Raw genomic sequence first — 24,824 nt, 5'->3', positions numbered from 1 at the left:
GGTTTATTAGTTGATATCTGCTTTGCTTTCAGTAATCTTTACCGATGTAAGGTCTATTCCTTCGGTAATATTGGACTGTCCTTTGGTCACCACGATATCACCGGGCTTCAGACCGGATATGACTTCGATATAATCTTCCAGTTCCCTGCCTTTTTGGAACGGACGGCGAACGGCTTTTTTGCCTTCACCGACCAACCAGACATAAGGGGCATTGAAATCACCTCTTACCGCCGTGCGTGGGATAACCAGTGTAGAAATTTTTTCCGATGCGTCCATATCCACATTCACCGTCATTCCGCCCATCAATGTGATGCCGTGCTGGTTGTTGTTCACCTTGGCAAGTACAGGAAATGTTTTCGCCTGATTAGCGTTGGGAATGATCGCTGAAACCACACCCTCAAAATGGTGTGTCGGATAGGCGTCTACGGTAAAACGAACTGGTTTGCCCTGTTTGATCTTGGAAATTTCCTTTTCGGGAACCTGAAAACGTACTTCAAGCTGGTTTAAAGGAATAATAACAGCGACAGGGCTTCCGGGTGACAGGTAGTCACCTACACTTGCGGATTTGGTAGCAATAACGCCACTGATCGGAGCAATGACCGTTGTACGGCTAAGTTCAGACTGGGAGATTTTCAGTTGCTTTTCTGCCATGTTCAAGGCGTGTCGGGCAGTTTCCAGTTCTACGCCTGTCGCATTGTTCTGTTTATGTAATTCGGCATACCGCTGATAGTCTACCTTTGCTTTTTCGTACTCGATCTGGTGTATCTGATGGGATGGCTGTTTCATTGGGTTTTCAAGGACAGCGATGACCTGACCTTTACTGACCTTACTACCGTTCTGGATGTTTAGTTTTACAACCTTACCATCCGTTTCCGCAACTAAATTTACCATCCCTGTGGTTTCCAGTTGTCCGGGATAAGAAAAAGAATCGTCAAACTGCTCTTCGGTAACAGCAATAGCTTCTATTGCGAACGGAACTGCTTCCTGTTCTGCACGAATCTCTTTATCCACCTTTTTTTGGTTGCTTGAAAGTTTGAACCATACCAGCCCAACGACCAGTAAAACACCGACAATTAAAAATATTTTATTACGCATGATCACTTATTTTTTTGCCAAAGGTAGCCTGGGCATTAAAGCGTATGCTTGAAAAAGAAACCGAACGGTAAATATTCACCGTTCAATTGTGTTATATCCGTTTAAGTCGTTTGCTGAGAATTTGGTTGGACACAGTTTGAAAGTCAGTAGTAGCAACTACCTATGATATAGGAATTTGGTGAGTTATTTTTTGCTTGGGAGCAAGCCGATAAAAGAAAATTAAGCATTGTTTTTTACAGGTAGTAAAAAGCCCGGTACGAAACCATGTAGCGTAGGTATATAAGCCCCTACCAATAAAAAAGCCTTGAATTTTTCAAGGCTTTTAAAATCGTTTACTGAATATATAACAGGTCAATGCGACCTCTTTTCCGTGTATCTCCATCGTGATATCCCGTTTACCCGACATAGTGAAACCCCGCCTTTCGTAAAACTGGTAGGTAGATCCGGAATCGGTATACAGGTAGATCATTTTATCTTTTTCATCCTTTTCCAATCGGTCAAGCAGGAGTGTTCCGATCCCCTTGCCCTTGATGGTAGGGTCAACAGCGAAAAAATTCAGTTCACCGTCAATTTCGTTTGTCCTTTTCAGTTCATTGAGCATCTCTACATTGGTATCGTCATATATACTGGATGCTTTCCAGTAAAAGAGATTGATAAAAAAAGAAATAGTTTTGACAAAGGCTCTGTAATAAAAGGAGGTAAAAATTTTTGGTTTACCCTTTATGTCTGCTAAGAGTACGCCCACCAATTTATTATCCATATAGGCTCCGTATGCCCGTGTTGCTTTGGTAATTTCCAAGTACCAGAAATATTTGCTGTAGATATAGAGTTCTAACTTGTTGGTTGCGTACCATGATAAGTGCATGCCTTCGACAGCAAACTTTCTTGCCATATCGAAATCCTTATCTCTGAGATTTTTTATTACTACTTCCATTTTATCTGCCTTTTTTTTCAATCAGATAGCAACCGCATATTGCTATTTTTCATACAGTTGATTCTGTTTACAAAATTATCCAATCAAAGATACCAATAGTCAAAAAAAATAATTGAATAGGGTAAATTGACTTATGAACTGTTCTATACTCATCTAAACCGGGAAATTGGTTGATGTAAAGTGTTTGGATCGTCATTCGTGTGGCAGAATTTATATTTTTTTCAATCATCTCTTAGCATAAGTCTTGGCTATTGTTGTACCAAATGTTGTAGATCAGGGTCATTCTTGATGCGTTCCATTTCACTCTCCACGATATGAACAATGTCTAATTTTATCTGACGGTAATTGTTATCAATATCCCGTTTCATATTATCTACTCCGTTTTCATCGACAAAGGATAAAATTTCGGGTATCTTCTGATACGCTTTGGTTTCGGTAGCAACCTTTTCATTATCAACCACGATTTCCGCATGAAATATTTTTTGCTCTATACGTTCGTCGAAGTTATCGGAAACAGCACCCACGAACATACCTTGTGTAAGGGTACTGATTTTTGAAGCCGGAATAAGGCTGTCTAATTGGGTTGAAATGGAAGTAGATTTATCATTACGATTAATCGTCATACTCTGCCGTTTTTGTAAAACTTTTCCGAAACGTTCTGATAAATTTTTCGCTGTTTCGCCTACGACCTGACCGCTAAAAATATTACCAACTGTGTTCTGAATTACCTTACTTTCTTTGTCGCCATAATCACGTATTAATTGACTAAAATCTTGAAAACCAAGGCATACAGATACGAAATTACTTCTCGCAGTTGCGATGAGTTGGTCAAGTCCCCTGAAATAAATTGTGGGCAATTCGTCTATGATAACCGAGCTTTTAAGCTGTCCTTTTTTATTGATTAATTTTACAATTCGGGAGTTATATAAACCCAAAGCTGCTGAGTAAATATTTTGTCTATCGGGGTTGTTTCCGACACACAAAATTTTAGGCTCTTTTGGGTTGTTGATGTCTAAAGAAAAATCGTCGCCTGTCATAACCCAATAGAGTTGTGGCGAAATCATTCTCGACAAAGGGATTTTGGCAGAAGCAATCTGACCTTGTAATTGATCTTGTGCTCCGCCTTGCCAGGCATCCATGAAGGGCGACAAATAATTTTCCAATTCGGGATAAGAGGTCAGAATGGTAAATACATCAGCGTATTTCTTATTCAGCAACTCAATAGCATGGGGAAAGGTACAGAACTTACCATTTTCGTAGATTTTAAGAAACCAGATAATGGCTGCCAACAATATAATTGGCGACTCGACGAAAAAATCCCCTTGCTTCTGTATCCACGACCTGTTAAGGTTTAGCATGATCGTATATGCCGCTTCGTAGGCATCGGATATGTCCGTCATAAAGCCGGGATTAAGCGGATTGCAACGGTGGCTCTTGCGTGGGTCGTCAAAATTTATCACATAAAATTTGGGCTGTACTTTGTACTTATCCCTGTTCTTCAATAAGTGGTTGTAGGCAATGGTAGAAAGGTCATCGAATTTGAAGTCATAGATGTACATGGAGAACCCTTTCTCAATCTGTTGCTTGATGTAGTTGTTTACGATTGCATACGATTTACCGGAACCCGGAGTTCCTAACACGATCGTTGCCCGAAAGGGATTCACAATGTTAATCCAGCCGTTGTTCCACTTGCCTTTGTAATAGAACTTCGTGGGAAGATTGACAGAATATTCGTTTTCCATCAGCTTGGTTTCCTGCTGAAAACTCTCATTTTCATTATTGAAAACGTCGTCCATCAGGTTGTTGTTGAGTAAACGGTGCATCCACACACCCGCCATCAATAAGGCAATATAACCGCCCGCCATCGTAAGGATATAAAGGAATGTTCCGGCAACTGGCGACAGCTTTAAGAGTGGCGTATTGAGAAAGAATAACACAAATCCAATACCCAACGCCACATAAATTTTAGACCATGTTATTTTTTCATTTTTTACGCCTTTTGTTCCCAGACAGCTTAAAGCCAACAATACCAAAGCGAACACTTTGGTATATAACGTATGTTCAAAAAGTCCTGCCGTCCGGTTGAAATTCCCTAATATCTTATTGATGATTTCTAATGTCCAGCCACGTTCTAAAAAGAAAGTGTAGCAAAACCAATAAAGGTGCATCAGTACCAAAAGGATACTTACTGCCCGCATAAAAGCCATTATCTTGGCTAAGCCTCTTAAATCGTCTTCTCCCTGCATTTGAAAAATTTTAAATGTTCGGGCGTGAATTTATAGGCTGTATAGCGTGTCTATAAGAATATGGCACTCAATGGCGGTGCGTGGCGGTGTTTGGCTGAATAGTACAGTTTACAATCAATCGAAATTATTATCCTGAGTTCTGTTTATTTTATGCCTTATAAACAAACGCATTGATATTCATTCCCGCACCTACCGAAGCAAACAAAACTATATCTCCTTTTTTAATAGAATGTTCAGGTAACTCTCCTCTTTTAATCATCGCAAGTAGAGAGGGAATTGTTGCTACACTGCTGTTTCCGAGCTTCTGAATAACCATAGGCATTATGTCTTTGGGAACTGCTGCATCGTATAACCTGTAAAACCGTTTAAGAATAGCTTCGTCCATTTTTTTATTAGCCTGATGAATAATGATTTTATCCAATTGGTTAATGGAAAATCCGCTGCTATCAAGGCATTCTTTCATAGCAATAGGAACACGCAAAATGGCAAATTCATAGATTTTTCTGCCGTTCATCTTGATGTATCGTATATCAGGACAACTCTCATTAGAGTACGATTTACCAAAGTGCAGATAGTCTTTTTCTTCTGAGGTAAACGAACCCGATATGTGCGATTGGATTCCCGATTCATCATTGCTGATTTCCAATATGGCAGCACCTGCTCCGTCTGCATAAATCATGCTATCCCTGTCATGGATATCTACTACTCGGGAAAGGGTTTCTGCTCCGATAATCAGGCATCGTTTAGCAATACCCGATTTAATAAAAGCATTAGCTTGTATCATTCCCTCAATCCACCCTGGGCATCCGAACACTATATCGTAAGCAACACAAAAATTGTTTTTTATCTTCAAAAGATGCTTGACCCTCGAAGCGAGGCTCGGAACCATATCGGACTGCACCGTTCCGAAACGCACATCGCCAAAATTATGGGCAAAAATGATGTAATCCAAAGTTTCAGGATCAATCCCCGAGTCCTTAATTGCGGATTTCGCAGCGAAAAAGCCCAGGTCAGAAGCTACCTGTTCTTTTGTAGCATAACGCCTTTCTTCAATGCCTGTAATTTCTTTCAGCTTATTGATAATTGTTGCGTTGTCATGTGTTAGAGCCAGTCCGTTTTCGTCAAGGAAATGATGTTTATCAAAAAACAGGTTGGTAATCGTTTGTGAAGGTACATAATTACCCGCACCAATAATTTTACTCTTCATTGTTATTTCTTCTTGTGATGCACTTCCTCATCCCTTTTTTTCCAACATTTGCAATCATTACATATTCTTGGCAAAATTAGTTTGGGCAGTAAAGTGTATCGCAGTAAAAGAAGCTGAATAGCGGATATCTGCTGTTCAATCGTAATATATCAGTTTAAACGGTTTTTTGGATATTACTCTTTTTAAATCCAATCCCCAGAGTGAGCGATAGCGGTATAAATGACCTCTTATAAAATGGAGGTCTTGGTATTATCCATATTTATATTGTGGTGTATGAGTTATTGCATTCTCCTTTTTTTTCTTTTCTTCATTCTATTAGCAAACTGTTGTTCCTCATGATCCTCGCCCTGGGCTTCAGGAATAAGCAAACCGCCAAAGGCTTCGATTAAACCGTCTTCATGTTTTTCCTTAGTATCCAGAAAGTCGAACAAATGATGCGGTTCTTCCGTGGGTAGATCCTCATCCTTTAAATGGGATATCTTTGCCTGTGGTTCATCATGTTCTTTTATTTCCGGTCTGATGTTGTTGTTCCAGTAGTCATTAAATGTATTGGCAGAAAGCTCCTTACCCAAGCGAGAACCATTCCAGACCGTTTTGGAATTGTGATCGATGAATGTAATACCGTAGATCCGTCCTACATCATTACGCCGTACCATTACCTGAATGCCCTGCTCGGCTAAGTTTTTTTTAAATTTCGATTCATCAACCGTTGTTTTTAGGGCAATGTTAATGGCGGCTTTGAGTGTCTGTTTGGTGGGATGGTCTTTCAATGCCAATTTGCATTTCGCAAAATGCAATTCCAAAGCGGGTAACCCTGCGTTTTTTCCGAACAGGGAAGCCTTGAACGGATGCCCGGCTCTTTCTCCCTTTTCATTCAACGGGATGTACAATAACCCCTGTTTCATTTTTCCCTGCAATTCGCCCTCCACTTTCTCCGTAGTAATATGGAAGAGGGATAGCAAGGCATTATACTCTCCCAAAGTTTGATATTGATAGTAATTGGGCAGGTGTCGGACAACCGAAGCGATCTGGCTTTTTACATCGCCAGCCCGATAATCCACCGGACGAAACACCTTATCATTTTGCTGATGCTCTTTGTTTGTTGCGGGTACTAAATGGTGTTGCTTTTCGAGTTCACGGCACACTTTCATTGATCGCATTTTCTCGAATTTGTCCGAAATCTTTACACCGTTTTCGTCCACGCATACCGATACGATATGGATATGGCTACGGTCAATATCTGTGTGTTTGAATACCACAAAAGGCTGTTCGCCGTACCCCATTTCACGCATATACTGTTCCGCAATTTCCCTGAACTTGTCATCGCTTACCTTATCCTTTGGGTCGGGATTGAGCGAGATATGCAGGGTATGATATTCCGTATTGCGATTTGCGATTAAGTAGGGTTCAAAAGATTGGGTCAACTGTGCTACGGTATATTCTCCGTTTGGTGTCTCAATTATCTTATGGGCAAGGAGAATTTGCCCATTTTCCTTTTCCACTTTGAGGTTATTGTATGACAATGCACCATATAAATTACTGCTTCTTCCGATTTTTGCGATCATTGTTTATGCTGTTTTTCAGATATTTTGCTTCAAATTCTTCGGTCAACTCCATAATTTTTTGGCATAAAATGACCATTTCCAATGTCTGTTTTTCTAATTTGTAAAGGAAAGCGGCAGCTTTTTTCTCCGAAAAATTGCGGTACAACAGCTTTACGATCTGGTTATAATTCACACCTATGGAGCGGAACTGACTGTGAAACGAGGTCAATCGCATATAGTAATCAACTGTTCCTTTGTCAATCTGAACCGACTTCATTTCATTTCCGAATAGTTGCGAAATGATAAATTTTGCCTTATTGGGCATTCCCGATGCTTCAAAAAGCGATAATAATTTAGCGTTTTCCTCGTCTGTCAAACGGAAAACGTGGCGGTGGGTGCTGGGATTGAGCTTTGGCTTACGACCGCCCTTATGCTGTTTCTGTTTGTTGTTCTCGTTCATCACAAATCCATTTTTAATTCATACGAAAAGCCGACTTCGGAGGTCTTTTTCTGCTCCCTGCAAGGGCAAGTTGTTTTGAGGCACTAAACTCGGTTTCGAGTGCCTCAAAACACAACTTGCCGTGTTCTGTTGAACACAAAAATCCTCCCTACGGTCGGATTGATTTTAACAAGGAAAAACGGCTCGAAGCCGTCGCTGTAAAAGTCCAATTTGTCTGTTCGCTTTTGCATAAATCCGTTAATAAAATTCATTCTACAAAGTAAAGCCCTGTTTTTGAAAGCATAGCACTATCACACACTGCCAAACAGTGCCAATAAACGCCAAACACTGCCACACCTATACAATGAAATGAATGTTGATAGTTCTTTGTATCAGATTTCAGGCAGGAAGTCAGTCAGCCCGTCAATCAGGATTGACAGACTGATAGCATTCACGAATGCAGACAAGCCTGAAAGCCTGACGGCTGGATTGCAAGAATGCAAGCGTGATAGCCTGACGGCTTGCAATCAATCAGGCTTGCCCTCCTGAATGCAAGATTGCAGGAATGCAGGAACGCAAGAATGACGGCTCTCCTGACGGACGGAAAACAAGAACGATTGCCGTCCTGCCGTATCGCAGGCAGGCAATCAGGAGTTCAGTCAAGACTGCTGGCTATCCTGCAAGGAAGCCGGAGCGAAATCAGGAACGCCTGACGGACTGTCCGCAGGACTGCCTGCAAGGAATGAAACTTTAAATTTTTAAAATATGGAAACAACAAAGAAACCTCTGTTTATTGCCTTTTCTTCACAGAAAGGCGGTGTCGGCAAAAGTACATTTACTGCTCTTATAGCAAGTACGCTTTATTACCGAATGGGCTATAATGTAGCCGTCTTGGATTGTGATTACCCACAGCACAGTTTATTGAAAATGCGTGAACGGGATTTGAATACCGTAAGGGAAAACGAGAGCTTTAAGAAAATGGCTCATAAACAGTTTATGACCATTAACAAGAAAGCCTACACGATTGCACAATGTAAAGCGGAAACCGCATTGAGCGTAGCCGAAGATTTAATCAAATCATCAACTGTCCCGTTGGAAGTCATTTTTTTTGACTTGCCAGGCACAGTCAATTCCTCGGGAATACTCCAAACGCTTATGGGTATGGATTATATCTTTTCGCCTATAACTGCTGACAGGGTTGTCGTGGAAAGTACATTGAGCTTTACACAGGCATTAACCGATATTATTCCGAAAATCGGAAACAGCAACATTAAAGGTATTCGCCTGTTTTGGAACCAAGTCGATAGGCGTGAAAAATCGCACCTCTACGATTTGTACGGCAAATTCATTACAGATATGGGCTTTTCACTAATGAAGACCTATATCACGGACAGCAAGCGTTTCAGAAAAGAGGGCGAAGCAATGGAAAAAACGGCTTTCCGTTCCTCATTGTTGCCTCCCGACCCAAAGCTAATGACTGCCTGCCATTTGGATTTGTTTGTACAGGAATTTTTAAGAACCGTTGAATTGTAATGTTATGGAAAAAGGAAATAAAAAAAGAAACGCACCGGAGATAGACGAAGAATATATAATGTCGCTAATGGCTGGCGGTGTCCGCAAAGAGGGAATGCAACATATTCCTGCCGACCCTCCGAAAGAGCCTGAGCCTGCCAAAGAACCTGCCCAAGAAGAAAGCAAGGCAGAAGCTAAGGAACAGGTACAGGAGAAGCCCGTACAAAGGGAACGCACCACGAGAGCCAAGAAAAATGACAGTACCTATGGCGAACGTTTTTTGAGTACGCACTCTATGGAAAAGCGAGGCGACAAGAGTATCTATATCCGTCAGGAATACCACGAACGGTTATCCCGTATTGTACAGGTTATCGGAAATGACAAGATACCTCTGTATGCTTATCTCGACAATATTTTGGAGCATCATTTTGAATTGTTTGAGAAAGCGATTACCGATGATTTTAATGAGAAGTTTAAACCTATTTTTTAAAGTATTTGATTATGAAAAATGAAAAGCAAAAGCCGAAAAAAGCGTTACGCACGGCTCAATACAAATCCACGTTCCTAACGCCGACGGAGTTTTTGGCACGGAATGGAAAAACGGTATATATCAGCAAAGAATTTCATCAGAAGCTAAGCCAGCTCGTGTTTATGCTCGGCGGTGGCAAGCTGACCCTTGCGGATTATTTATACAATCTGCTCCAGCACCATTTTGACGATTACGGGGCTGAAATGAGAGCAATGTACGACAAAACGAAAAAGCCAAATTTTTAGCTATGGAAACAGTAATAATAATATGCCTGCTGATAATCATTGCCCTGCTATTGCAGGACAAGATTGTTATTAAATGGAAGTCGGAAAAAAAGCCTGTACAGGAAAAAGTCAATCCGAAGCTACCTGATATTATGGGGCATCCTAAGCCCGTAAGAAGCCAATCAGTGCCAAACAGTGCCAATGAAAGCCAAATTGCAGAACCGGAGATTAACCCTGCTAATTTGGTCATCGAATATGACAAGTACGAGGAAGTCAATATTCAAATTCCGCAGGAAGAACTGGACGAAGTATTCAGTAGTGTACCTGATTTGACGGAGGAGGTAGAATTGAACAGGTATAGAGCTTCCGTAGGCGATGACGGTTTTGCCCAAGGGGTTACCTTTCAGGAACTAAACAACGTGGGGGTCTTGCTTCAGAAAGAAAAATTAGAGCCAGCCCAAAAGGAAACAGCGATTGATATAGTTCAAAGATTACAAGGAACCGAATTATTTGCTCTGCTGGAAAGTTCAATGGAGGGAGCTTCCCGAAAGATTGCCGAGCTTTTGGATAGCACCCTTACAACTGATACCGAAGACAGTTCTTCCAATTTGCGGAAAAGTGATTTAAGTGATTTTGATATTGGCGATTTTGTTTAAAATCGCCTTTTCTAAATCTAATACCATAGTTAATTCAGCAAAGCGATACAGATATGATTAGTTCCAAAAATGACCCTGATTATATATTCGAGGAATATAAGGGATATACGATAGCAAGCCACAAAGAGAATGTTGTCGGCAAAGATATTGACAATGTTATTATCGTATATAAGTCTGACGAGTTCCCCAATAACGGGTTTATTATCGGGCTTGACGACAGTAAACTATCAGGGCGTAGAAAATCCGTACCGAACAATATAGATGATGCTAAAGCCTACATAGATTGGTCGATTAAATTACGGGAAGAAAAGACAAAGAATGTAAAGCCCGACATTCCCAAACCCCAAAGAACCAAAGGACGAAAAATCTAAAACGGTATAGAATATGGAAAAAGAAATGCCTATCATCAACATAGAGGGAACCGATTTTATTGTTGATGTAATGAAAGACGAATTGAGGGAAAAAGCCAATCCCGAAAATGTAATGAGCATCGCTCAAATGCAGGAACGTGGTTTCGGCAATGGCTATTCATTTCACTATGATTTGAACCTAAAGAATTTCCCCAATGATGAACTGTTTGATGACGACGGTTATAATGGAGATATGGTAGAGGTAAAATTACCGGAGCTGATTAAAATAGACCCCGAAAGAGTAGCCGAAAAGTACAATCTTACTTTAGCGGAAGTACAGAACAAAATTGATTTTGAACTTCGGATTGAACCTAACAGCCCTCTTGACCTGCGTTGGAACAAAGGCATATTGCCAACGTTGGATATTGCAGGTCATACGTTCTACGTGGATATACTAATGGATAAACTTCGCCCAAAGGACGACTTCAAATCGAAAGGCATCAGCTTTACCGAAATAAGCGATTACTACGACCGTGACAGGCGTGCATACGTCATTCCTTACAATCCTGCTACACGAGAGTTTCAGCAAGATGATGTATTTAAAATGACCGAACTACCGAAAGATACCATTATGGTACAATTCCCTCATCAGGCTACATTAGACGTGGTGGGCTGGTACAAAAAGCACGGCAATTCTTTTTTTCGCTCACAGTTTCCTGCGCTACACTACGAAGCACGTACCCTGCCGTGGGAAGAAACCAATGTGATAGAAATTATCAAACGCAACGTAGCTGAACAGCTAATGCCGAAAGATGAATTTAAGCATATATACGATACGCCAAAGGAAAACCTATACAGAATACCCACAGATAAAGAGCGAGTTCTCCCGACCTACGAAATAAAAGGAACGGAATTTATCGTAGATGTTAATCAGTTGGAACTGCGTGAAAAAAACAATCCGAAAAATGTGATTTCCATTAGAGATATGGACGAAAAAATGGTAGAGGGTTATGACTTTTGGTACAGTATAAAAAGTAAGAACGTAACCACGTTCGCTGAAAAAGGTGCAAATAAAATAGAAATACCCGACTTCGTGAAGCTCGACCCGATAGGAATGGCAAAGAAGCATAACATACCCGAAGATAAAATTTTGGGAATGACTGATTTTAATCTTATGGTCAATCAGGAAGCATTTGATAAAATTGCCAACAATTATATTCATCCTACGATAGATATTGCAGGGCATCCATTTTCCGTTGATTTGCGTAATGACAGGCTACTACCCAAAGATGATATTTGGTCACGGGGTATCATCTTTCCCGAAATCAAATATTATTACTCCCGAAAAGATGATGCGTATTTTATCCCTTACAACACAAAGACACGAACGTTTCAAGAAGTTAGTTTAAATGTAAAGGAAATACCCCAAGACCTTATTGTTGTAAAAATACCCCATTCAAGTATTCTTGACCCGATTACCTACTATAAAGGATTACACGAAAACAAATCGGATTTGCTTAAAAAAGTGGGCGTACACCTGCATACTGAAGCTAAGGTAGTACCGTGGCATCATACCCGTTTTGCCGAAACCATACAACAGAACAAAGAGCAAGCGGTAAAAGCCGAACAAAAGCCGTCTATTCTCCCGAAGCCACAGGAAACTAAAGCGGTAAACAAAAGCATAGGGCGTAAAATGTAAATCAACAACATTATTATCGGGACGTCAAACAGTAAATGTTTGGCGTTTTTTTATGCTCCAATATACCGCTACAAAGCCACTGAACGCCAAACACTTCCTTTGACTGCCACTTTAAAAGACTGCCTCCATTTCCATTAGACATTTGTGCCGTAAGCCCGTAAGGTACGGGATAACAGTAACAAATTAATCTTTTTCAAAAATGGAAAAACAGAGAAAAAAAGTTTTGCTGGCAGCCGTGGCGATGCTGTCAGGAATTGGTGCGTTTGCACAGGGAAACGGGTCGGCAGGTATCAATGAAGCGACCCAAATGGTAACGTCCTACTTTGACCCAGCGACCCAATTGATTTATGCGATTGGTGCGGTCGTGGGCTTGATAGGGGGTGTGAAAGTGTATAACAAATTTAGTTCGGGCGACCCCGATACGAGCAAGACTGCGGCGAGTTGGTTTGGTGCTTGTATCTTCCTGATTGTAGCTGCTACAATCTTACGTTCATTCTTCCTGTAATCCCTTGCCTTATGAATAGTTACAATATTAACAAAGGCATTGGCAGGACGGTCGAGTTCAGGGGCTTAAAGGCACAGTATCTTTTCATATTCGCTGGTGGTCTGCTCGGTACGCTCATCTTCGTGATGATATTGTATATGGCTGGCGTAAGTAATTACGTCTGCCTGTTCCTCGGAGCTGGCGGTGCTTCGCTCATTGTGTGGCAAACATTCTCGCTGAACAAAAAATACGGCGAACACGGATTGATGAAAGTAGGTGCAAGAAAACGACACCCTCGCTACATCATTTGTCGCAAGCCTGTACGCAGGTATTTAAAATTCACTCCTAAACCTAAAGCCGTATGAGAAATGTAGCTAAGACAGCCACATTGGAGAATAAGTTTCCTTTGCTGGCAGTAGAGAACAACTGCATTCTTTCCAAAGATGCAGACATTACCGCCTGTTTTGAGGTACGTTTGCCGGAACTGTTTACCGTAGCCTCTGCCGAATATGAAGCCATTCATTCAGCGTGGCATAAGGCAATCAAGACCTTACCTGATTTTACGGTAATCCACAAACAGGATTGGTATATCAAAGAGAGCTACGCTCCTGATTTGGCACAGGAAGACCAAAGTTTTCTTTCAAAGTCCTATCAACGCCATTTCAACGAGCGACCGTTCCTGAACCATTATTGCTATCTGTTCCTGACAAAGACGACCAAAAACAGAATGCGTATGCAAAGCAACTTTAGTTCGCTTTGCAAGGGTACGCTGATACCAAAGGAAATCAATAAGGAAACGATACACCGATTTATGGAAGCGGTCGCACAGTTTGAGCGTATCGTGAACGATAGCGGTTTCATAACCCTGCGACGTTTGACCGAAGATGATATAATCGGTACGGATGAGCAACAGGGATTGCTGGAACAATACCTCACGCTTTCGAGAGAAGCTGGAACACCAATGCAGGATATTGGCTTAGGTGCTGAAGAAGTCCGTGTAGGAAACAAAAGGTTGTCTTTGCACACTTTGTCCGATACGGACGACCTGCCAGCAACCGTTTCGGCTGATACCCGATACGAAAAGCTATCCACAGACAGAAGCGACTGCCGTCTGTCCTTTGCTGCTCCCGTAGGATTGTTGTTGAGCTGTAACCACATTTACAATCAATACCTATTCTTGGATAACAGTGAGGACAATCTGCAAAGGTTTGAGAAATCTGCCCGTAATATGCACTCTTTGGCTCGGTACTCCAGAGCCAACCAAATCAATAAGGAGTGGATAGAGAAGTATTTAAACGAAGCACATTCGTTCGGTCTTTCTTCTGTAAGGGCACATTTCAACATAATGGCGTGGTCGGAAGACCCTGCGGAACTCAAACAGTTGAAAAACGATTGCGGTAGTGCATTGGCATTAATGGAGTGTAAGCCACGCCACAATACTACGGACGTTGCAACGCTGTATTGGGCTGGAATGGCTGGCAACGCTGGGGACTTTCCTGCGGAGGAAAGTTTTTACACATTCATTGAACCTGCATTATGTTTTTTCACTGAGGAAACCAACTACCACAATTCGCCCTCTCCGTTCGGGATTAAAATGGCTGACAGGCTTACAGGAAAACCAATCCATTTGGATATTTCCGACCTGCCAATGAAACGGGGGATTATCACGAACCGCAACAAATTCATTTTGGGGCCGTCAGGTTCGGGAAAATCCTTTTTCACAAATCATTTAGTACGCCAATATTTTGAACAAGGGGCGCACGTACTGCTGGTAGATACGGGTAATTCTTATCAGGGATTGTGTGAGCTGATTAAAGGAAAAACCAAAGGAGAAGACGGTATTTACTTCACATACACGGAGGACAACCCGATTGCCTTTAATCCTTTCTACACGGACGACGGCGTGTTTGATATTGAGAAGCGTGAGAGTATAAAAACTTTGATACTCACGCTTTGGAAACGTGATGATGAACCGCCAACCCGTTCGGAAGAAGTGGCACTTTCCAACGCTGTTTCGGGTTACATCGAACGTATCAAACAAGACGATACCTACCCGTCATTTAACGGTTTCTATGAGTATGTAAAAGGCGATTATCGTAAGGTACTCGAAGAAAAGCAAGTCAGGGAAAAAGACTTTGATATTGCCAATTTCCTCAACGTTTTAGAGCCTTACTATCGTGGCGGAGAGTACGACTATTTGCTGAACTCGGACAAGCAATTAGACCTCTTATCCAAACGGTTTATCGTATTCGAGATAGATGCAATCAAAGACCACAAAATCCTCTTTCCCATAGTCACGATTATCATTATGGAAGTCTTTATTAACAAAATGCGGAGGCTGAAAGGTATTCGCAAACTGATACTGATTGAGGAGGCTTGGAAAGCGATTGCGAAAGAGGGAATGGCTGAATACATAAAGTATTTATTTAAGACAGTTCGCAAATTCTTCGGAGAAGCCATAGTCGTAACGCAGGAGGTAGATGATATTATACAATCCCCGATTGTGAAAGAAAGTATCATCAACAACTCCGACTGCAAAATCTTACTCGACCAGCGAAAGTATATGAACAAATTCGATGATATACAGGCGATGCTGGGGCTAACCGACAAAGAGAAAGGACAGGTACTATCTATCAATATGAACAACGATGCCAGCCGACTTTATAAGGAGGTTTGGATAGGATTGGGCGGAACACACTCGGCAGTGTACGCAACGGAAGTTAGTTTGGAGGAATACCTCGCCTATACGACCGAAGAAACCGAAAAAATGGAAGTGATGCAACTCGCTTCCGAATTGGACGGTAATGTAGAACTCGCCATTAAGCATATCGCTATGCAAAGGCGTGATAATGCAAATCAATAGTAATTAACAATCAAAATTTTAAGACAATGAAAAAGATGTTTTTAATGGCAATCACGGCACTAATGTTTGCCGTTGCCCCAAGTGCGAAAGCTCAATTTGTAGTAACTGACCCTGCAAATTTAGCATCAGGTATTCTCAACTCTGCGAACGAAATCGTACAGACTTCCTCGACCGTGAGTAATGTGGTAAAGAACTTTAACGAGGTAAAGCGTGTGTACGAACAGGGTAAGGAATATTACGACAAGCTCAAAGCCGTAAACAACCTTGTGAAAGATGCCCGTAAGGTACAACAGACTGTTTTGCTGGTCGGAGATGTTTCGGAAATGTACGTTCAGAATTTTGGTAAAATGATGAATGACCCGAATTTTTCCGCACAGGAATTGAGTGCAATCGCAAACGGTTATTCGGCTTTACTGAATGAAAGTACCGAGCTACTAAAGGAACTGAAACAGATTGTAACCTCTACAAGCCTGTCACTAAATGACAAGGAGCGTATGGATATAATCGACCGTGTGTACAAAGAGGTCAAAGAATACCACAGCCTTGTCAGATACTACACGAATAAGAATATCTCTGTCAGTATCCTGAGAGCAAAGAAACAGAACAATACCAAACGAGTGCTTGACTTGTACGGAACTCCTAACCAAAAATATTGGTAGTTATGGAATTTCAAAATCTGCACGAAGTCCTACGCTCATTGTATGATGAGATGCTCCCACTGTCCGCCGATATGGCGGCAGTGGCGAAAGGAGTAGCCGGCTTGGGTGCTTTGTTCTATGTAGCCATAAAAGTATGGCAGGCATTGAGTAGAGCCGAGCCTATTGATATGTACCCGTTGCTTCGTCCGTTCGCTTTGGGTATCTGTATTATGTTCTTTCCGACTATCGTATTGGGAACAATCAATGCGGTACTAAGTCCGGTCGTACAGGGTACACACGCTATCCTCGAAAATCAGGTGCTTGACCTCAATGAGCTACAACAGCAAAAAGACCTGCTCGAACGGGAAGCAATGCTCCGCAATCCTGAAACGGCATACCTCGTAGATAATGAGGAGTTCGACGCAAAGCTCGAAGAATTGGGCTGGTCGCCGTCTGATTTGGTTACAATGTCGGGTATGTATATGGATAGGTTCGCCTACCAAACCGAACAAGCCATTAAGAATTGGTTTCGCAACCTGCTCGAAGTGCTGTTCCAAGCTGCTGCATTGGTCGTCGATACGATACGAACATTCTTCCTAATCGTATTGAGCATATTGGGGCCGATAGCCTTTGCGATTTCAGTGTGGGACGGTTTTCAGTCCACACTGACGCAATGGCTGACCCGATATGTGAGCGTTTACCTGTGGTTGCCCGTCGCCGACCTGTTCAGCTCAATGCTTGCCAAAATCCAATCCCTGATTATAGAAAAGGATATACAGATGTTGGCTGACCCGACCTACATACCCGATACGGGAAATACCGTGTATATCATTTTTATGATTATCGGCATTGTGGGTTACTTCACTGTTCCGACCGTAACGGGCTGGGTAATTCAGGCTGGTGGTGCAGGAAACTTTACCCGTAATGTAAACCAAGCTGCTATGAAAGCCGGAAACGTTGCGAGTGCCGGAGCTGGTTCTGCTGCCGGAAATATCGGAGGGCAACTACTTAAAAAATAATGTAAAACGAATAATCATTTAACAATGGAATTTAAAACGCTTAGAAATATTGAAAACAGCTTTAGACAGATACGTCTGTATGCGATAGTGTTTGCCGTTCTCTGTATTGGCGTGGTAGGATTTGCCGTGTGGAAATCGTACAGCTTCGCCAATGAGCAACGCCAAAAAATCTATGTCCTTGACAATGGCAAATCTTTGATGCTTGCCTTGTCGCAAGATGCGAGCATTAACAGACCTGTGGAAGCAAGGGAACACGTTCGGAGATTTCACGAACTGTTTTTTACGCTTGCCCCTGATAAAAATGCTATCGAGAGCAATATGGCAAGGGCTTTCAACCTTGCCGACAAAAGTGCCTTTGACTATTACAAGGACTTGTCGGAGAAAGGTTATTACTCCCGTATCATTTCAGGAAACGTACAGCAACGCATAGAGGTTGATAGTGTCGTGTGCAACTTCGACAATTATCCCTATTCGGTGCGGACGTATGCAAAACAATTTATCATACGGTCAAGCAACGTAACACGCCGTAACCTGATTACTTCCTGCTATTTGGTAAACTCTGTAAGGTCGGACAATAACCCACAGGGATTTAATATCGAAAAGTTTGCAGTAGTGGAAAATCGGGATATCGAAGTCATTGAACGCTAAAATTTACGGATATGGATAAGCTACTTGATTTAGACACATTCGCAAAAACATTGACTGAAAAAGGTTATAACGGGTATTTTCTCACACAAGCTGATTATCCCGACAAAATCAAAGACAGCATCAATCGGTTTTTAGAGGCTTGCAAGAATGGTACGGACAAACTATTGTACCCAGATTTATTGCCTATACAGACCTATCTCGAATGGAATGGCGAAGACAAGCCAAAGGTAAGTTGCCATATATGGGTAGCACACGAAAACGGCAAATTCGATGTGCGGAAAATGGAAATTGAGCGGACAGACCGTTACGGGCATTCAATGAAAAAATCGGAACTGACAAATCTGACAACGGGGTCGGTTCCGACCGCAAAGGAAGCCCTTGCCAAAGTCCTCGATACACCTAAGCAACAGTTTTCTCCCCGAAAAAGAGGGTTTAAAATGTAGTAACCCCAATAATAATAGTATGAAAAAATTAAGGGAAAATATCGACAGGTTTTTTGACAGGCTGGACGAAAATTGGAGGGCAATGCCCGTTCGCAAACAGCACCAATATACGCTATACCTTTTCGTAGGCTACCTGCTAATGACTGTAGGAGTTGTTGCAAAAGTGTGGTACGACACAAGTCAGTCAAAAAACGATATGCACATCGACCATATCGAAAACCCTGTCCTGAAACAGAACGAAAGCCCTGCAAGATTGCAGGACACATTAAAAACAATTTTAAAAAATCAGATTTATGAAAGAAAATGAAAAAAGGGTCAGTTTTCTCGTAGAGGGGGACGACCAAAACGGAGCATCAAATCTGCCCGAAGAAAAAAAGAACAATACGGAGAAATTGAAAAAGCCTTTGATTTTTGGCTTAATGGGTATTGTTTTCGTGGGCTGTATGTATTTGATATTTAAACCGTCCGAAGACAAAAAGGAAATCGAAAACATTGGTCTGAACGATGCCGTTCCGCAAGCTACGGGAGCTGGATTGCCCGACAATAAGGGCAAGGCTTACGAACAGGAAATGCTCGAACAAAAAGAGCAAGAGAAACGCAATGCGTTAGCAACGCTTTCGGACTATTGGAACACGGACGACAACGAAGAACCGATAGACGAATTTGCCGATGAAGAAAATTCAGGCTATGGCGGTGGCGGTCGAAATTCGGGAAGATACGGGGGTAATCCTGCATTGAACAGCTACCGCAATATGCAAAGTACATTGGGGTCATTCTATCAGGACGACAATTCGGAAACAATGGAACTCCGCAAACAGTTGGACGACCTCAAAGAGCAATTAGCGGAGCAAAATGTACCTAAGCCTATAACCGTAGATGACCAGCTTGCCCTTATGGAGAAATCCTACGAAATGGCAGCGAAGTATCTTCCTGCCAATACGACTGCAAGCTCCGCAGAAAATGCACCTGCAAACGGTACGGCAACAGGAACAACGGGGGCAAATCAAAAGGAGCATTTTGTGGCGTTCACTCCAGCAAGGAAGAATACCGTATCGGCTTTGTACCGTGAGCCTACGGACAGTGCCTTTTTAGCCGATTGGAGCGAAACCCGAAATCGGGGATTTTATACGGCTGGTGCTTCGGAGCAAGTGGCACAACCTAAAAACAGTATCAGAGCTTGCGTTCACGATGCACAGACCGTAGTTGGCGAAACGGGCGTAAGATTGAGGTTGTTAGAACCTGCAAAAACGCCAATCCGTACAATCCCACAGGGAACGATTGTAACGGCTAATGCGAAATTTCAGGGAGGGCGTTTACAACTCAAAATTACCTCTATCGAATTGGAGGGCAATATCATTCCCGTAGATATTACCATTTATGATTTGGACGGACAACAAGGTTTGTTTGTGCCTTACTCTCCCGAAATGAATGCCTTAACTGAAATGGCTGGCAATATGAGCCAGACAGGTGGAACAAGTGTAATGCTTACCCAAAATGCAGGGCAACAGGTAGCTGCCGATTTAAGTCGTGGCGTGGTGCAGGGAATTTCGGGCTATTTCGCCAAGAAAGTACGCACTCCAAAAGTCACGTTAAAGGCAGGACACCAAGTATTCCTTGTATCAAAACAATAATTGTATAACTCAAATATTTAGACAAATGAAAAATCTTTTTAAAACCTTTTGGGCGGTTGCCCTGACTATCGGCTTTGCCGTACAATCTTTTGCACAGGATAGTGTAAGTATCAAAACTCCGCTTGCATTGGGCAAGATAGAACCCTACAAAATGGAAGTAACCTACGATAAAACTTCGCATTTGATTTTCCCGACAGCCATTCGGTATGTGGATTTAGGAAGTGAATACCTGATTGCAGGAAAGGCGGAAGATGCCGAAAACGTATTGCGTGTGAAAGCTGCCGTAAGGAGTTTTGAAACCGAAACCAATTTTTCGGTCATTACCAATGACGGGCGTTATTATTCCTTTGACGTGTATTACAGTTCCTATCCCGATGCGTTGAGCTATGACCTGCTTACGATGCAAAAGGCAGTAGATAAAGCCAACGGTAATGATGTGCTTTTCGAGGAACTCGGAAACAATTCTCCGTCGCTGGCAGGCTTGTTATTGGAAACCATTTACAAAAAGGACAAGCGTATCGTGAAGCATATCGGGGCTAAGAGCTTCGGTATTCAGTTTATCCTGAAAGGGATTTACATACACAATGGCAAATACTATTTCCATACGGAGTTAAGGAACAAAAGCAATGTGCCGTTTGATATAGACTTTATCAATTTCAAGGTCGTGGATAAAAAGGTCGCTAAGCGTACCGTAGTACAGGAACGGGCATTGACACCGCTAAGAACCTACAAGCCATTAGAGGACGGTATTAACGGGAAATCTACCGAGCAAAATGTTTTTCTCTTAGACAAATTCACGATTGCCGATGATAAGGTTTTATTGATTGAGATTTTCGAGAAAAACGGCGGACGACACCAAACGCTTCAGGTGGAAAACTCGGACTTAATCAATGCCCGTGTAATCAACGATATGCACCTGAAATTTTAATAACCTTTTAAAGCAAGAACAATGAAAAAGTATATCTATACCGTGATGCTACTCTTTGTGGCCATCACGGTTGCACAGGCACAACGAATGTTGCCAAAGCAAAAAGGATTGGAAGTGAGTACGGGCATTTTGTCCGATGATAAAATCGGTAACGATTATTATATCAATCTCGGAATGACCGTGAACGGCAAAAACGGAAATTATCAGATTTGGACATTGGAGTACACGCACCAATACCACGACTATAAAGACCAACGCATACCGCAGGAAACTTATACTGCTGAGGGCGGTTACAGTTTCTTCCTGCTGGGCGATGCCCGTAAGAATATTACGCTAAATGCAGGGATAACGGGCGTGGTTGGTTACGAGAGCATCAACAGAGGCGAAACGATGTTGTATGACGGTGCAAAGATAGTGAGCGAGGATAATTTCATTTACGGAGCTGGCGGTCGCCTGACCTTTGAAACGTACCTATCAGACCGTTTTGTACTTGTCCTGCAAGGGCGTACAAAAGTGTTATGGGGTACAGATTTGCGACAGTTCCGCCCGTCCGCAGGCGTGGGAATAAGGTTTAATTTTTAAAACGTAAAACGATGATAGCAATATTTAATAATTTCAGAATAGGAATGTTGCCAATATACCTAATGTTGGCAATCCTGACAGGTTCTATTTCGCTGGTATCTTGTAGCAAAGATGATGAGCTTGAAATACAGAATGATTTTCCTTTCGAGGTCAATGTGATGCCTGTTCCCAAAGACGTTGCCAACGGGCAGACGGTAGAAATCAGGATAACCATACAGCGTAGCGGTAACTACCAAAATACACAATACTATCTGCGGTATTTTCAGTTTGACGGACAAGGCTCGTTGAGGTATTACGATGAACCGCCGTATCTGCCGAACGATTTGTACCCGTTACAATCGGAGCAATTCAGGTTGTATTATACTTCTGCTTCTGCCGTATCACAATCCTTTGAGGTTTGGATTTCCGACAGCTTCGGGAATGAAAAACAGCTAAGTTTTCAGTTTAACAGTAGCGACTAAAAACGATACCAAATTAGAAAAGCAAAACCGACTTTCAACAGGTCGGTTTTTTACTTTTTAGCATCCAAAGTAAGGGGTTTTTGTTTAAATTTACGGTATTATAAATCATATAGCTATGGATACGGTTACAGCTCAATTAGTGTTTGGTATTTTTGTTATCGTTGTTGCGGTTGTGCTTATCTATTGGATAAACCGCAGGAGGTTTTACAGGCGTAATGCTGCTGGTGTAGAAATGTTTTCGGGATATACTAAAGCTGTATCTGTACGTTTTTTGGAACGTATCGGCAAGTTGTTTGCCTATGGTCTTATTATTCTCGGAGTGGTCTGTATATGGACGTACACCCAAATGAAAAAGGATAAGGAAAAACAGCCAATAGAAGCACAAAGCACACGATAGTTTTTACTTAAATTTGGAGAACATTAAAAATAGTATGAACATAACAAGTACAATAGTTTATTTACCCGTAGCGTTTCCGGAGGTATCGGTAACATTCTACAAAAACCTATTCAGCGAAACGCCCGAAATATTTCTCGAAGACGGGTTAATCATTGTGGAGCTTCCCAGCCTTAATTTGTACCTGATAGACAAAAACAGATATGAAGCCTATTACAGCCTGAAAACAGGTCGTAACGTTGAGATTTCAAAGGATAATGTTTCTACGATTATCAGTTGTGTTTTGCCGTCCGAAGAAGATGTAAATATTGCGTTGGCAAATGTTTCGGCGTGTGGCGGAACGGTAACGAGCAAAGCGACAACAAACGAAGCACTCGGCATATATGCAGGGTATTTTTCCGACCCCGACGGGCATATATGGGAGCTGGCTTATTACCCTCCTGAATATAACAGGGTTTTGAATTTCGTAAATCCCAACTAAATAAATCGGATAGCCCCAAAGGTTATCCGATTTGTTTTTTATTACGCCAAACACTGCCTTTCAAAGCCAAAGGGTGCAACATTCCACAGCCCTGCAACAAGCCTTAATATCTTCGACTTCCACAGAAAAAATGTGCAAACTATGGAAGTTATCGCAATAGCAAAATCCGCATTGGACGGAATGACGAATGATATAAAAGAGCTTTTGGAACTTACCGAAAACGCTACCCGAAAATATGACCCGATTTTCAAAGGGGAAAAGTGGCTCGACAATCAGGAGGTTTGTTTGATGATGAACATTACCAAAAGAACTTTGCAGACTTATAAGGATAAGGGCTTACTGCCTTATTCTAAAATGAACCGCAAGAATTATTATAAACTCTCGGACGTACAGGCTTTGCTCGAAGCTGGCGAACCGTACAATACTAATGACAATGGATTTACTGACGAATGACACTGACGAAATCGTAGCCTATCAGGAAATGATAACACGGTTACGAAACCGTATCGAGGATATACTGAAAAACTACCGTCCTGTAATGAACGGAGAAATCTATTTATCAGGCGAAGATGTGTGCAGACTGTTACATATCAGCAAACGCACACTCCAGCAATACCGTGATGATAATATCCTGCCGTTTATTCAGATTGGCGGTAAGATAATTTATAAAGAAAGTGATATTCTGACTATCTTGGAACAGAATTATACCAACACAAAAGATTAAACGCTTCTCGGGTCGGACGTTCAAAAGGCTAAATTAAACCTAACCGATACCTCAAACTTTGAATTTAACGAATTTGAGTTGCTGAACGTTTTTAGCTTCACTATATTTGTATCTGAAAATAAAGAAAATACTTAAAGTGTTTTTGCTTTTAGCTATTGGTACTAAAAACTGGTAATTTTTACAACCCCGATGCAATAAGTAAGAACGCTCACGCAATAGGCGTGGGCGTCCGCTTATTCGGGGTTTGGGCGTACCAGTGCCTTAGTATCGGTAAGTGTGATTGCCTACGCTCTTTTTTTGTGTAGGTTTCCGCTAATAACATTAAAAATTATCAGCTATGGACACAGGAAACGACCCCCACAAAAACACCATTGCATTTATCAATGATAAAAGTCCGCTTATTGATATTGCCTGCAATAACCTTACTGCTTCAGGAATTGAGATACTGTTCCGTTCGGAGAATGTTCAGGACGGTTTAGCTCAATTATCTGCTTTGACAGCACTCCCTAAAGCAATTATTATTGACCTCAAATTTAACGATAAGAATGTGCTGGCACAGCTTCGGGAATTAAAGTCAAAATATCCAAGCATTAGATTAATTGGCTACGGAGATAGTGATGATACAGACGAGTTGGTACAGGCTCTTACCGAAATAGGAATAAAAAGCTATCTGCCTATTGGTAGCGATGCAGACGATTTTAAAAGAGCTATCGAGAAAGTTTAAAATATCCATACCCTCAATACAAAAATGGGATAATCAATATCCCACGTAAAACCTCGCAACCTCAAAAGGGTTGCACCTTATAAATGCAAAAAGACTGCCCGACCGTAGGAGGTGTGTCTTTTTGCCGCCCGATTTTTGAGGTCGGGCGGTGGTTTATTTTTTCGGTTGGTTTAACCGTTCTTGCAAAGCCAGCAATTTCTCGTGCATATCTGCCCAATACGCTTGCAGTACCTTGTCGTTTTCTGTCGGTGGGTTGTGCTGGTATTCTTTAAACCAGCCTGTCTGCCGAATAGCTTTTTTAAGGTCGGTAACTTCAATCCAATTCCCTTTTTTATCTCTGATTTTCATTGCTCTGATTTTTTAATTGTT

31 protein-coding genes are annotated in these 24,824 nt (G+C 41.8%); 24 read left to right on the top strand and 7 right to left on the bottom strand.

Features of this window, described 5'->3' with window-relative positions; genetic code table 11:
• Window positions 1-6 precede the first annotated feature (6 nt).
• The 6 genes from BUA97_RS07785 to mobA all read right to left on the bottom strand — a co-directional run bounded on the left by BUA97_RS07785 (window position 7) and on the right by mobA (window position 7,486).
• On the bottom strand, window positions 7-1,095 hold the full coding sequence (locus BUA97_RS07785) for an efflux RND transporter periplasmic adaptor subunit (protein ID WP_072997299.1): 1,089 nt from the start codon (window positions 1,093-1,095) through the stop codon (window positions 7-9).
• A gap of 322 nt (window positions 1,096-1,417) precedes the next feature.
• A complete protein-coding gene (locus BUA97_RS07780; protein WP_072997298.1) occupies window positions 1,418-2,029 on the bottom strand; it encodes a GNAT family N-acetyltransferase in 612 nt (203 codons plus the stop codon).
• A gap of 248 nt (window positions 2,030-2,277) precedes the next feature.
• Window positions 2,278-4,275, bottom strand: coding sequence for a conjugal transfer protein MobC (gene mobC / locus BUA97_RS07775; RefSeq protein ID WP_072997297.1), 1,998 nt, complete (start codon window positions 4,273-4,275; stop codon window positions 2,278-2,280).
• 148 nt (window positions 4,276-4,423) lie between these two features.
• Window positions 4,424-5,482, bottom strand: coding sequence for a 3-oxoacyl-ACP synthase III family protein (locus BUA97_RS07770; protein ID WP_072997296.1), 1,059 nt, complete (start codon window positions 5,480-5,482; stop codon window positions 4,424-4,426).
• A gap of 278 nt (window positions 5,483-5,760) precedes the next feature.
• Window positions 5,761-7,047 (bottom strand): conjugal transfer protein MobB, encoded by a 1,287-nt coding sequence (gene mobB / locus BUA97_RS07765; protein ID WP_072997295.1) that lies wholly within the window; start codon window positions 7,045-7,047, stop codon window positions 5,761-5,763.
• Window positions 7,019-7,486, bottom strand: coding sequence for a conjugal transfer protein MobA (gene mobA / locus BUA97_RS07760; RefSeq protein ID WP_072997294.1), 468 nt, complete (start codon window positions 7,484-7,486; stop codon window positions 7,019-7,021). Before mobA ends, mobB begins: the two co-directional genes overlap by 29 nt.
• Window positions 7,487-7,986: 500 nt before the next feature.
• Here mobA and BUA97_RS07755 point away from each other — a divergent pair, with 500 nt between their 5' ends.
• The 24 genes from BUA97_RS07755 to BUA97_RS07640 all read left to right on the top strand — a co-directional run bounded on the left by BUA97_RS07755 (window position 7,987) and on the right by BUA97_RS07640 (window position 24,455).
• The gene (locus tag BUA97_RS07755; protein WP_139258272.1) at window positions 7,987-8,178 is read left to right on the top strand and encodes a hypothetical protein; all 192 of its coding nucleotides are present in this window, start codon (window positions 7,987-7,989) and stop codon (window positions 8,176-8,178) included.
• A 52-nt stretch (window positions 8,179-8,230) separates the two neighbouring features.
• Complete coding sequence (locus tag BUA97_RS07750) at window positions 8,231-8,998, top strand: ParA family protein (protein WP_072997292.1); 768 nt, start codon at window positions 8,231-8,233, stop codon at window positions 8,996-8,998.
• 4 nt (window positions 8,999-9,002) lie between these two features.
• Entirely contained in the window at window positions 9,003-9,467 is a 465-nt protein-coding gene (locus BUA97_RS07745; protein ID WP_072997291.1) for a DUF3408 domain-containing protein, read from the top strand.
• 11 nt (window positions 9,468-9,478) lie between these two features.
• Entirely contained in the window at window positions 9,479-9,751 is a 273-nt protein-coding gene (locus tag BUA97_RS07740; protein ID WP_084081286.1) for a DUF3408 domain-containing protein, read from the top strand.
• Between the two features lie 2 nt (window positions 9,752-9,753).
• The gene (locus BUA97_RS07735; RefSeq protein ID WP_072997290.1) at window positions 9,754-10,386 is read left to right on the top strand and encodes a conjugal transfer protein TraD; all 633 of its coding nucleotides are present in this window, start codon (window positions 9,754-9,756) and stop codon (window positions 10,384-10,386) included.
• 53 nt (window positions 10,387-10,439) lie between these two features.
• Window positions 10,440-10,757, top strand: coding sequence for a hypothetical protein (locus BUA97_RS07730; protein WP_072997289.1), 318 nt, complete (start codon window positions 10,440-10,442; stop codon window positions 10,755-10,757).
• A gap of 13 nt (window positions 10,758-10,770) precedes the next feature.
• Complete coding sequence (locus BUA97_RS07725) at window positions 10,771-12,435, top strand: hypothetical protein (RefSeq protein ID WP_072997288.1); 1,665 nt, start codon at window positions 10,771-10,773, stop codon at window positions 12,433-12,435.
• 199 nt (window positions 12,436-12,634) lie between these two features.
• The gene (locus tag BUA97_RS07720) at window positions 12,635-12,940 is read left to right on the top strand and encodes a DUF4134 domain-containing protein (RefSeq protein WP_002979435.1); all 306 of its coding nucleotides are present in this window, start codon (window positions 12,635-12,637) and stop codon (window positions 12,938-12,940) included.
• An 11-nt stretch (window positions 12,941-12,951) separates the two neighbouring features.
• Complete coding sequence (locus BUA97_RS07715) at window positions 12,952-13,284, top strand: DUF4133 domain-containing protein (protein WP_072997287.1); 333 nt, start codon at window positions 12,952-12,954, stop codon at window positions 13,282-13,284.
• A complete protein-coding gene (locus tag BUA97_RS07710) occupies window positions 13,281-15,782 on the top strand; it encodes a TraG family conjugative transposon ATPase (protein ID WP_072997286.1) in 2,502 nt (833 codons plus the stop codon). Before BUA97_RS07715 ends, BUA97_RS07710 begins: the two co-directional genes overlap by 4 nt.
• A gap of 44 nt (window positions 15,783-15,826) precedes the next feature.
• Window positions 15,827-16,441 carry a DUF4141 domain-containing protein gene (locus BUA97_RS07705; RefSeq protein WP_394332928.1) on the top strand — a complete coding sequence of 205 codons (615 nt, stop codon included), beginning with the start codon at window positions 15,827-15,829 and terminating at the stop codon, window positions 16,439-16,441.
• Window positions 16,442-16,443: 2 nt separating this feature from the next.
• Window positions 16,444-17,439: a conjugative transposon protein TraJ gene (gene traJ, locus BUA97_RS07700; protein ID WP_072997284.1), complete on the top strand. Its 996-nt coding sequence runs from the start codon at window positions 16,444-16,446 to the stop codon at window positions 17,437-17,439.
• A gap of 24 nt (window positions 17,440-17,463) precedes the next feature.
• The gene (gene traK, locus BUA97_RS07695) at window positions 17,464-18,087 is read left to right on the top strand and encodes a conjugative transposon protein TraK (protein ID WP_002979441.1); all 624 of its coding nucleotides are present in this window, start codon (window positions 17,464-17,466) and stop codon (window positions 18,085-18,087) included.
• Window positions 18,088-18,098: 11 nt separating this feature from the next.
• The gene (locus tag BUA97_RS07690) at window positions 18,099-18,530 is read left to right on the top strand and encodes a hypothetical protein (protein WP_072997283.1); all 432 of its coding nucleotides are present in this window, start codon (window positions 18,099-18,101) and stop codon (window positions 18,528-18,530) included.
• Window positions 18,531-18,549: 19 nt separating this feature from the next.
• Window positions 18,550-18,837, top strand: a complete 288-nt coding sequence (locus BUA97_RS07685) for a nitrogen regulatory IIA protein (protein ID WP_072997282.1) — start codon at window positions 18,550-18,552, stop codon at window positions 18,835-18,837.
• A complete protein-coding gene (gene traM / locus BUA97_RS07680; RefSeq protein ID WP_072997281.1) occupies window positions 18,824-20,161 on the top strand; it encodes a conjugative transposon protein TraM in 1,338 nt (445 codons plus the stop codon). The genes BUA97_RS07685 and traM overlap by 14 nt, the downstream gene beginning before the upstream one ends.
• 25 nt (window positions 20,162-20,186) lie before the next feature.
• Window positions 20,187-21,089 (top strand): conjugative transposon protein TraN, encoded by a 903-nt coding sequence (gene traN / locus BUA97_RS07675; RefSeq protein WP_072997280.1) that lies wholly within the window; start codon window positions 20,187-20,189, stop codon window positions 21,087-21,089.
• Window positions 21,090-21,110: 21 nt separating this feature from the next.
• Window positions 21,111-21,671: a conjugal transfer protein TraO gene (locus BUA97_RS07670; protein WP_072997279.1), complete on the top strand. Its 561-nt coding sequence runs from the start codon at window positions 21,111-21,113 to the stop codon at window positions 21,669-21,671.
• A gap of 11 nt (window positions 21,672-21,682) precedes the next feature.
• Window positions 21,683-22,132 carry a DUF3872 domain-containing protein gene (locus tag BUA97_RS07665; RefSeq protein ID WP_072997278.1) on the top strand — a complete coding sequence of 150 codons (450 nt, stop codon included), beginning with the start codon at window positions 21,683-21,685 and terminating at the stop codon, window positions 22,130-22,132.
• Between the two features lie 115 nt (window positions 22,133-22,247).
• Complete coding sequence (locus tag BUA97_RS07660; protein ID WP_072997277.1) at window positions 22,248-22,529, top strand: molybdenum ABC transporter permease; 282 nt, start codon at window positions 22,248-22,250, stop codon at window positions 22,527-22,529.
• A 34-nt stretch (window positions 22,530-22,563) separates the two neighbouring features.
• Entirely contained in the window at window positions 22,564-23,007 is a 444-nt protein-coding gene (locus BUA97_RS07655; RefSeq protein WP_072997276.1) for a VOC family protein, read from the top strand.
• 141 nt (window positions 23,008-23,148) lie between these two features.
• Window positions 23,149-23,460, top strand: coding sequence for a helix-turn-helix domain-containing protein (locus BUA97_RS07650; protein ID WP_072997275.1), 312 nt, complete (start codon window positions 23,149-23,151; stop codon window positions 23,458-23,460).
• A complete protein-coding gene (locus tag BUA97_RS07645) occupies window positions 23,441-23,731 on the top strand; it encodes a helix-turn-helix domain-containing protein (protein WP_072997274.1) in 291 nt (96 codons plus the stop codon). Before BUA97_RS07650 ends, BUA97_RS07645 begins: the two co-directional genes overlap by 20 nt.
• Window positions 23,732-24,068: 337 nt before the next feature.
• Entirely contained in the window at window positions 24,069-24,455 is a 387-nt protein-coding gene (locus BUA97_RS07640; protein ID WP_072997273.1) for a response regulator, read from the top strand.
• Window positions 24,456-24,608: 153 nt separating this feature from the next.
• Here BUA97_RS07640 and BUA97_RS07635 read toward each other — a convergent pair whose 3' ends face one another.
• Complete coding sequence (locus BUA97_RS07635) at window positions 24,609-24,803, bottom strand: 3-isopropylmalate dehydratase (protein ID WP_072997272.1); 195 nt, start codon at window positions 24,801-24,803, stop codon at window positions 24,609-24,611.
• Window positions 24,804-24,824: the final 21 nt, after the last annotated feature.

This window comes from Epilithonimonas mollis, assembly GCF_900142325.1.
GTDB classification, from domain to species: domain Bacteria; phylum Bacteroidota; class Bacteroidia; order Flavobacteriales; family Weeksellaceae; genus Epilithonimonas; species Epilithonimonas mollis.
The sequence above is the reverse complement of the archived record's forward strand: the minus strand, read 5'-3'. Positions and strand labels throughout refer to the sequence as shown.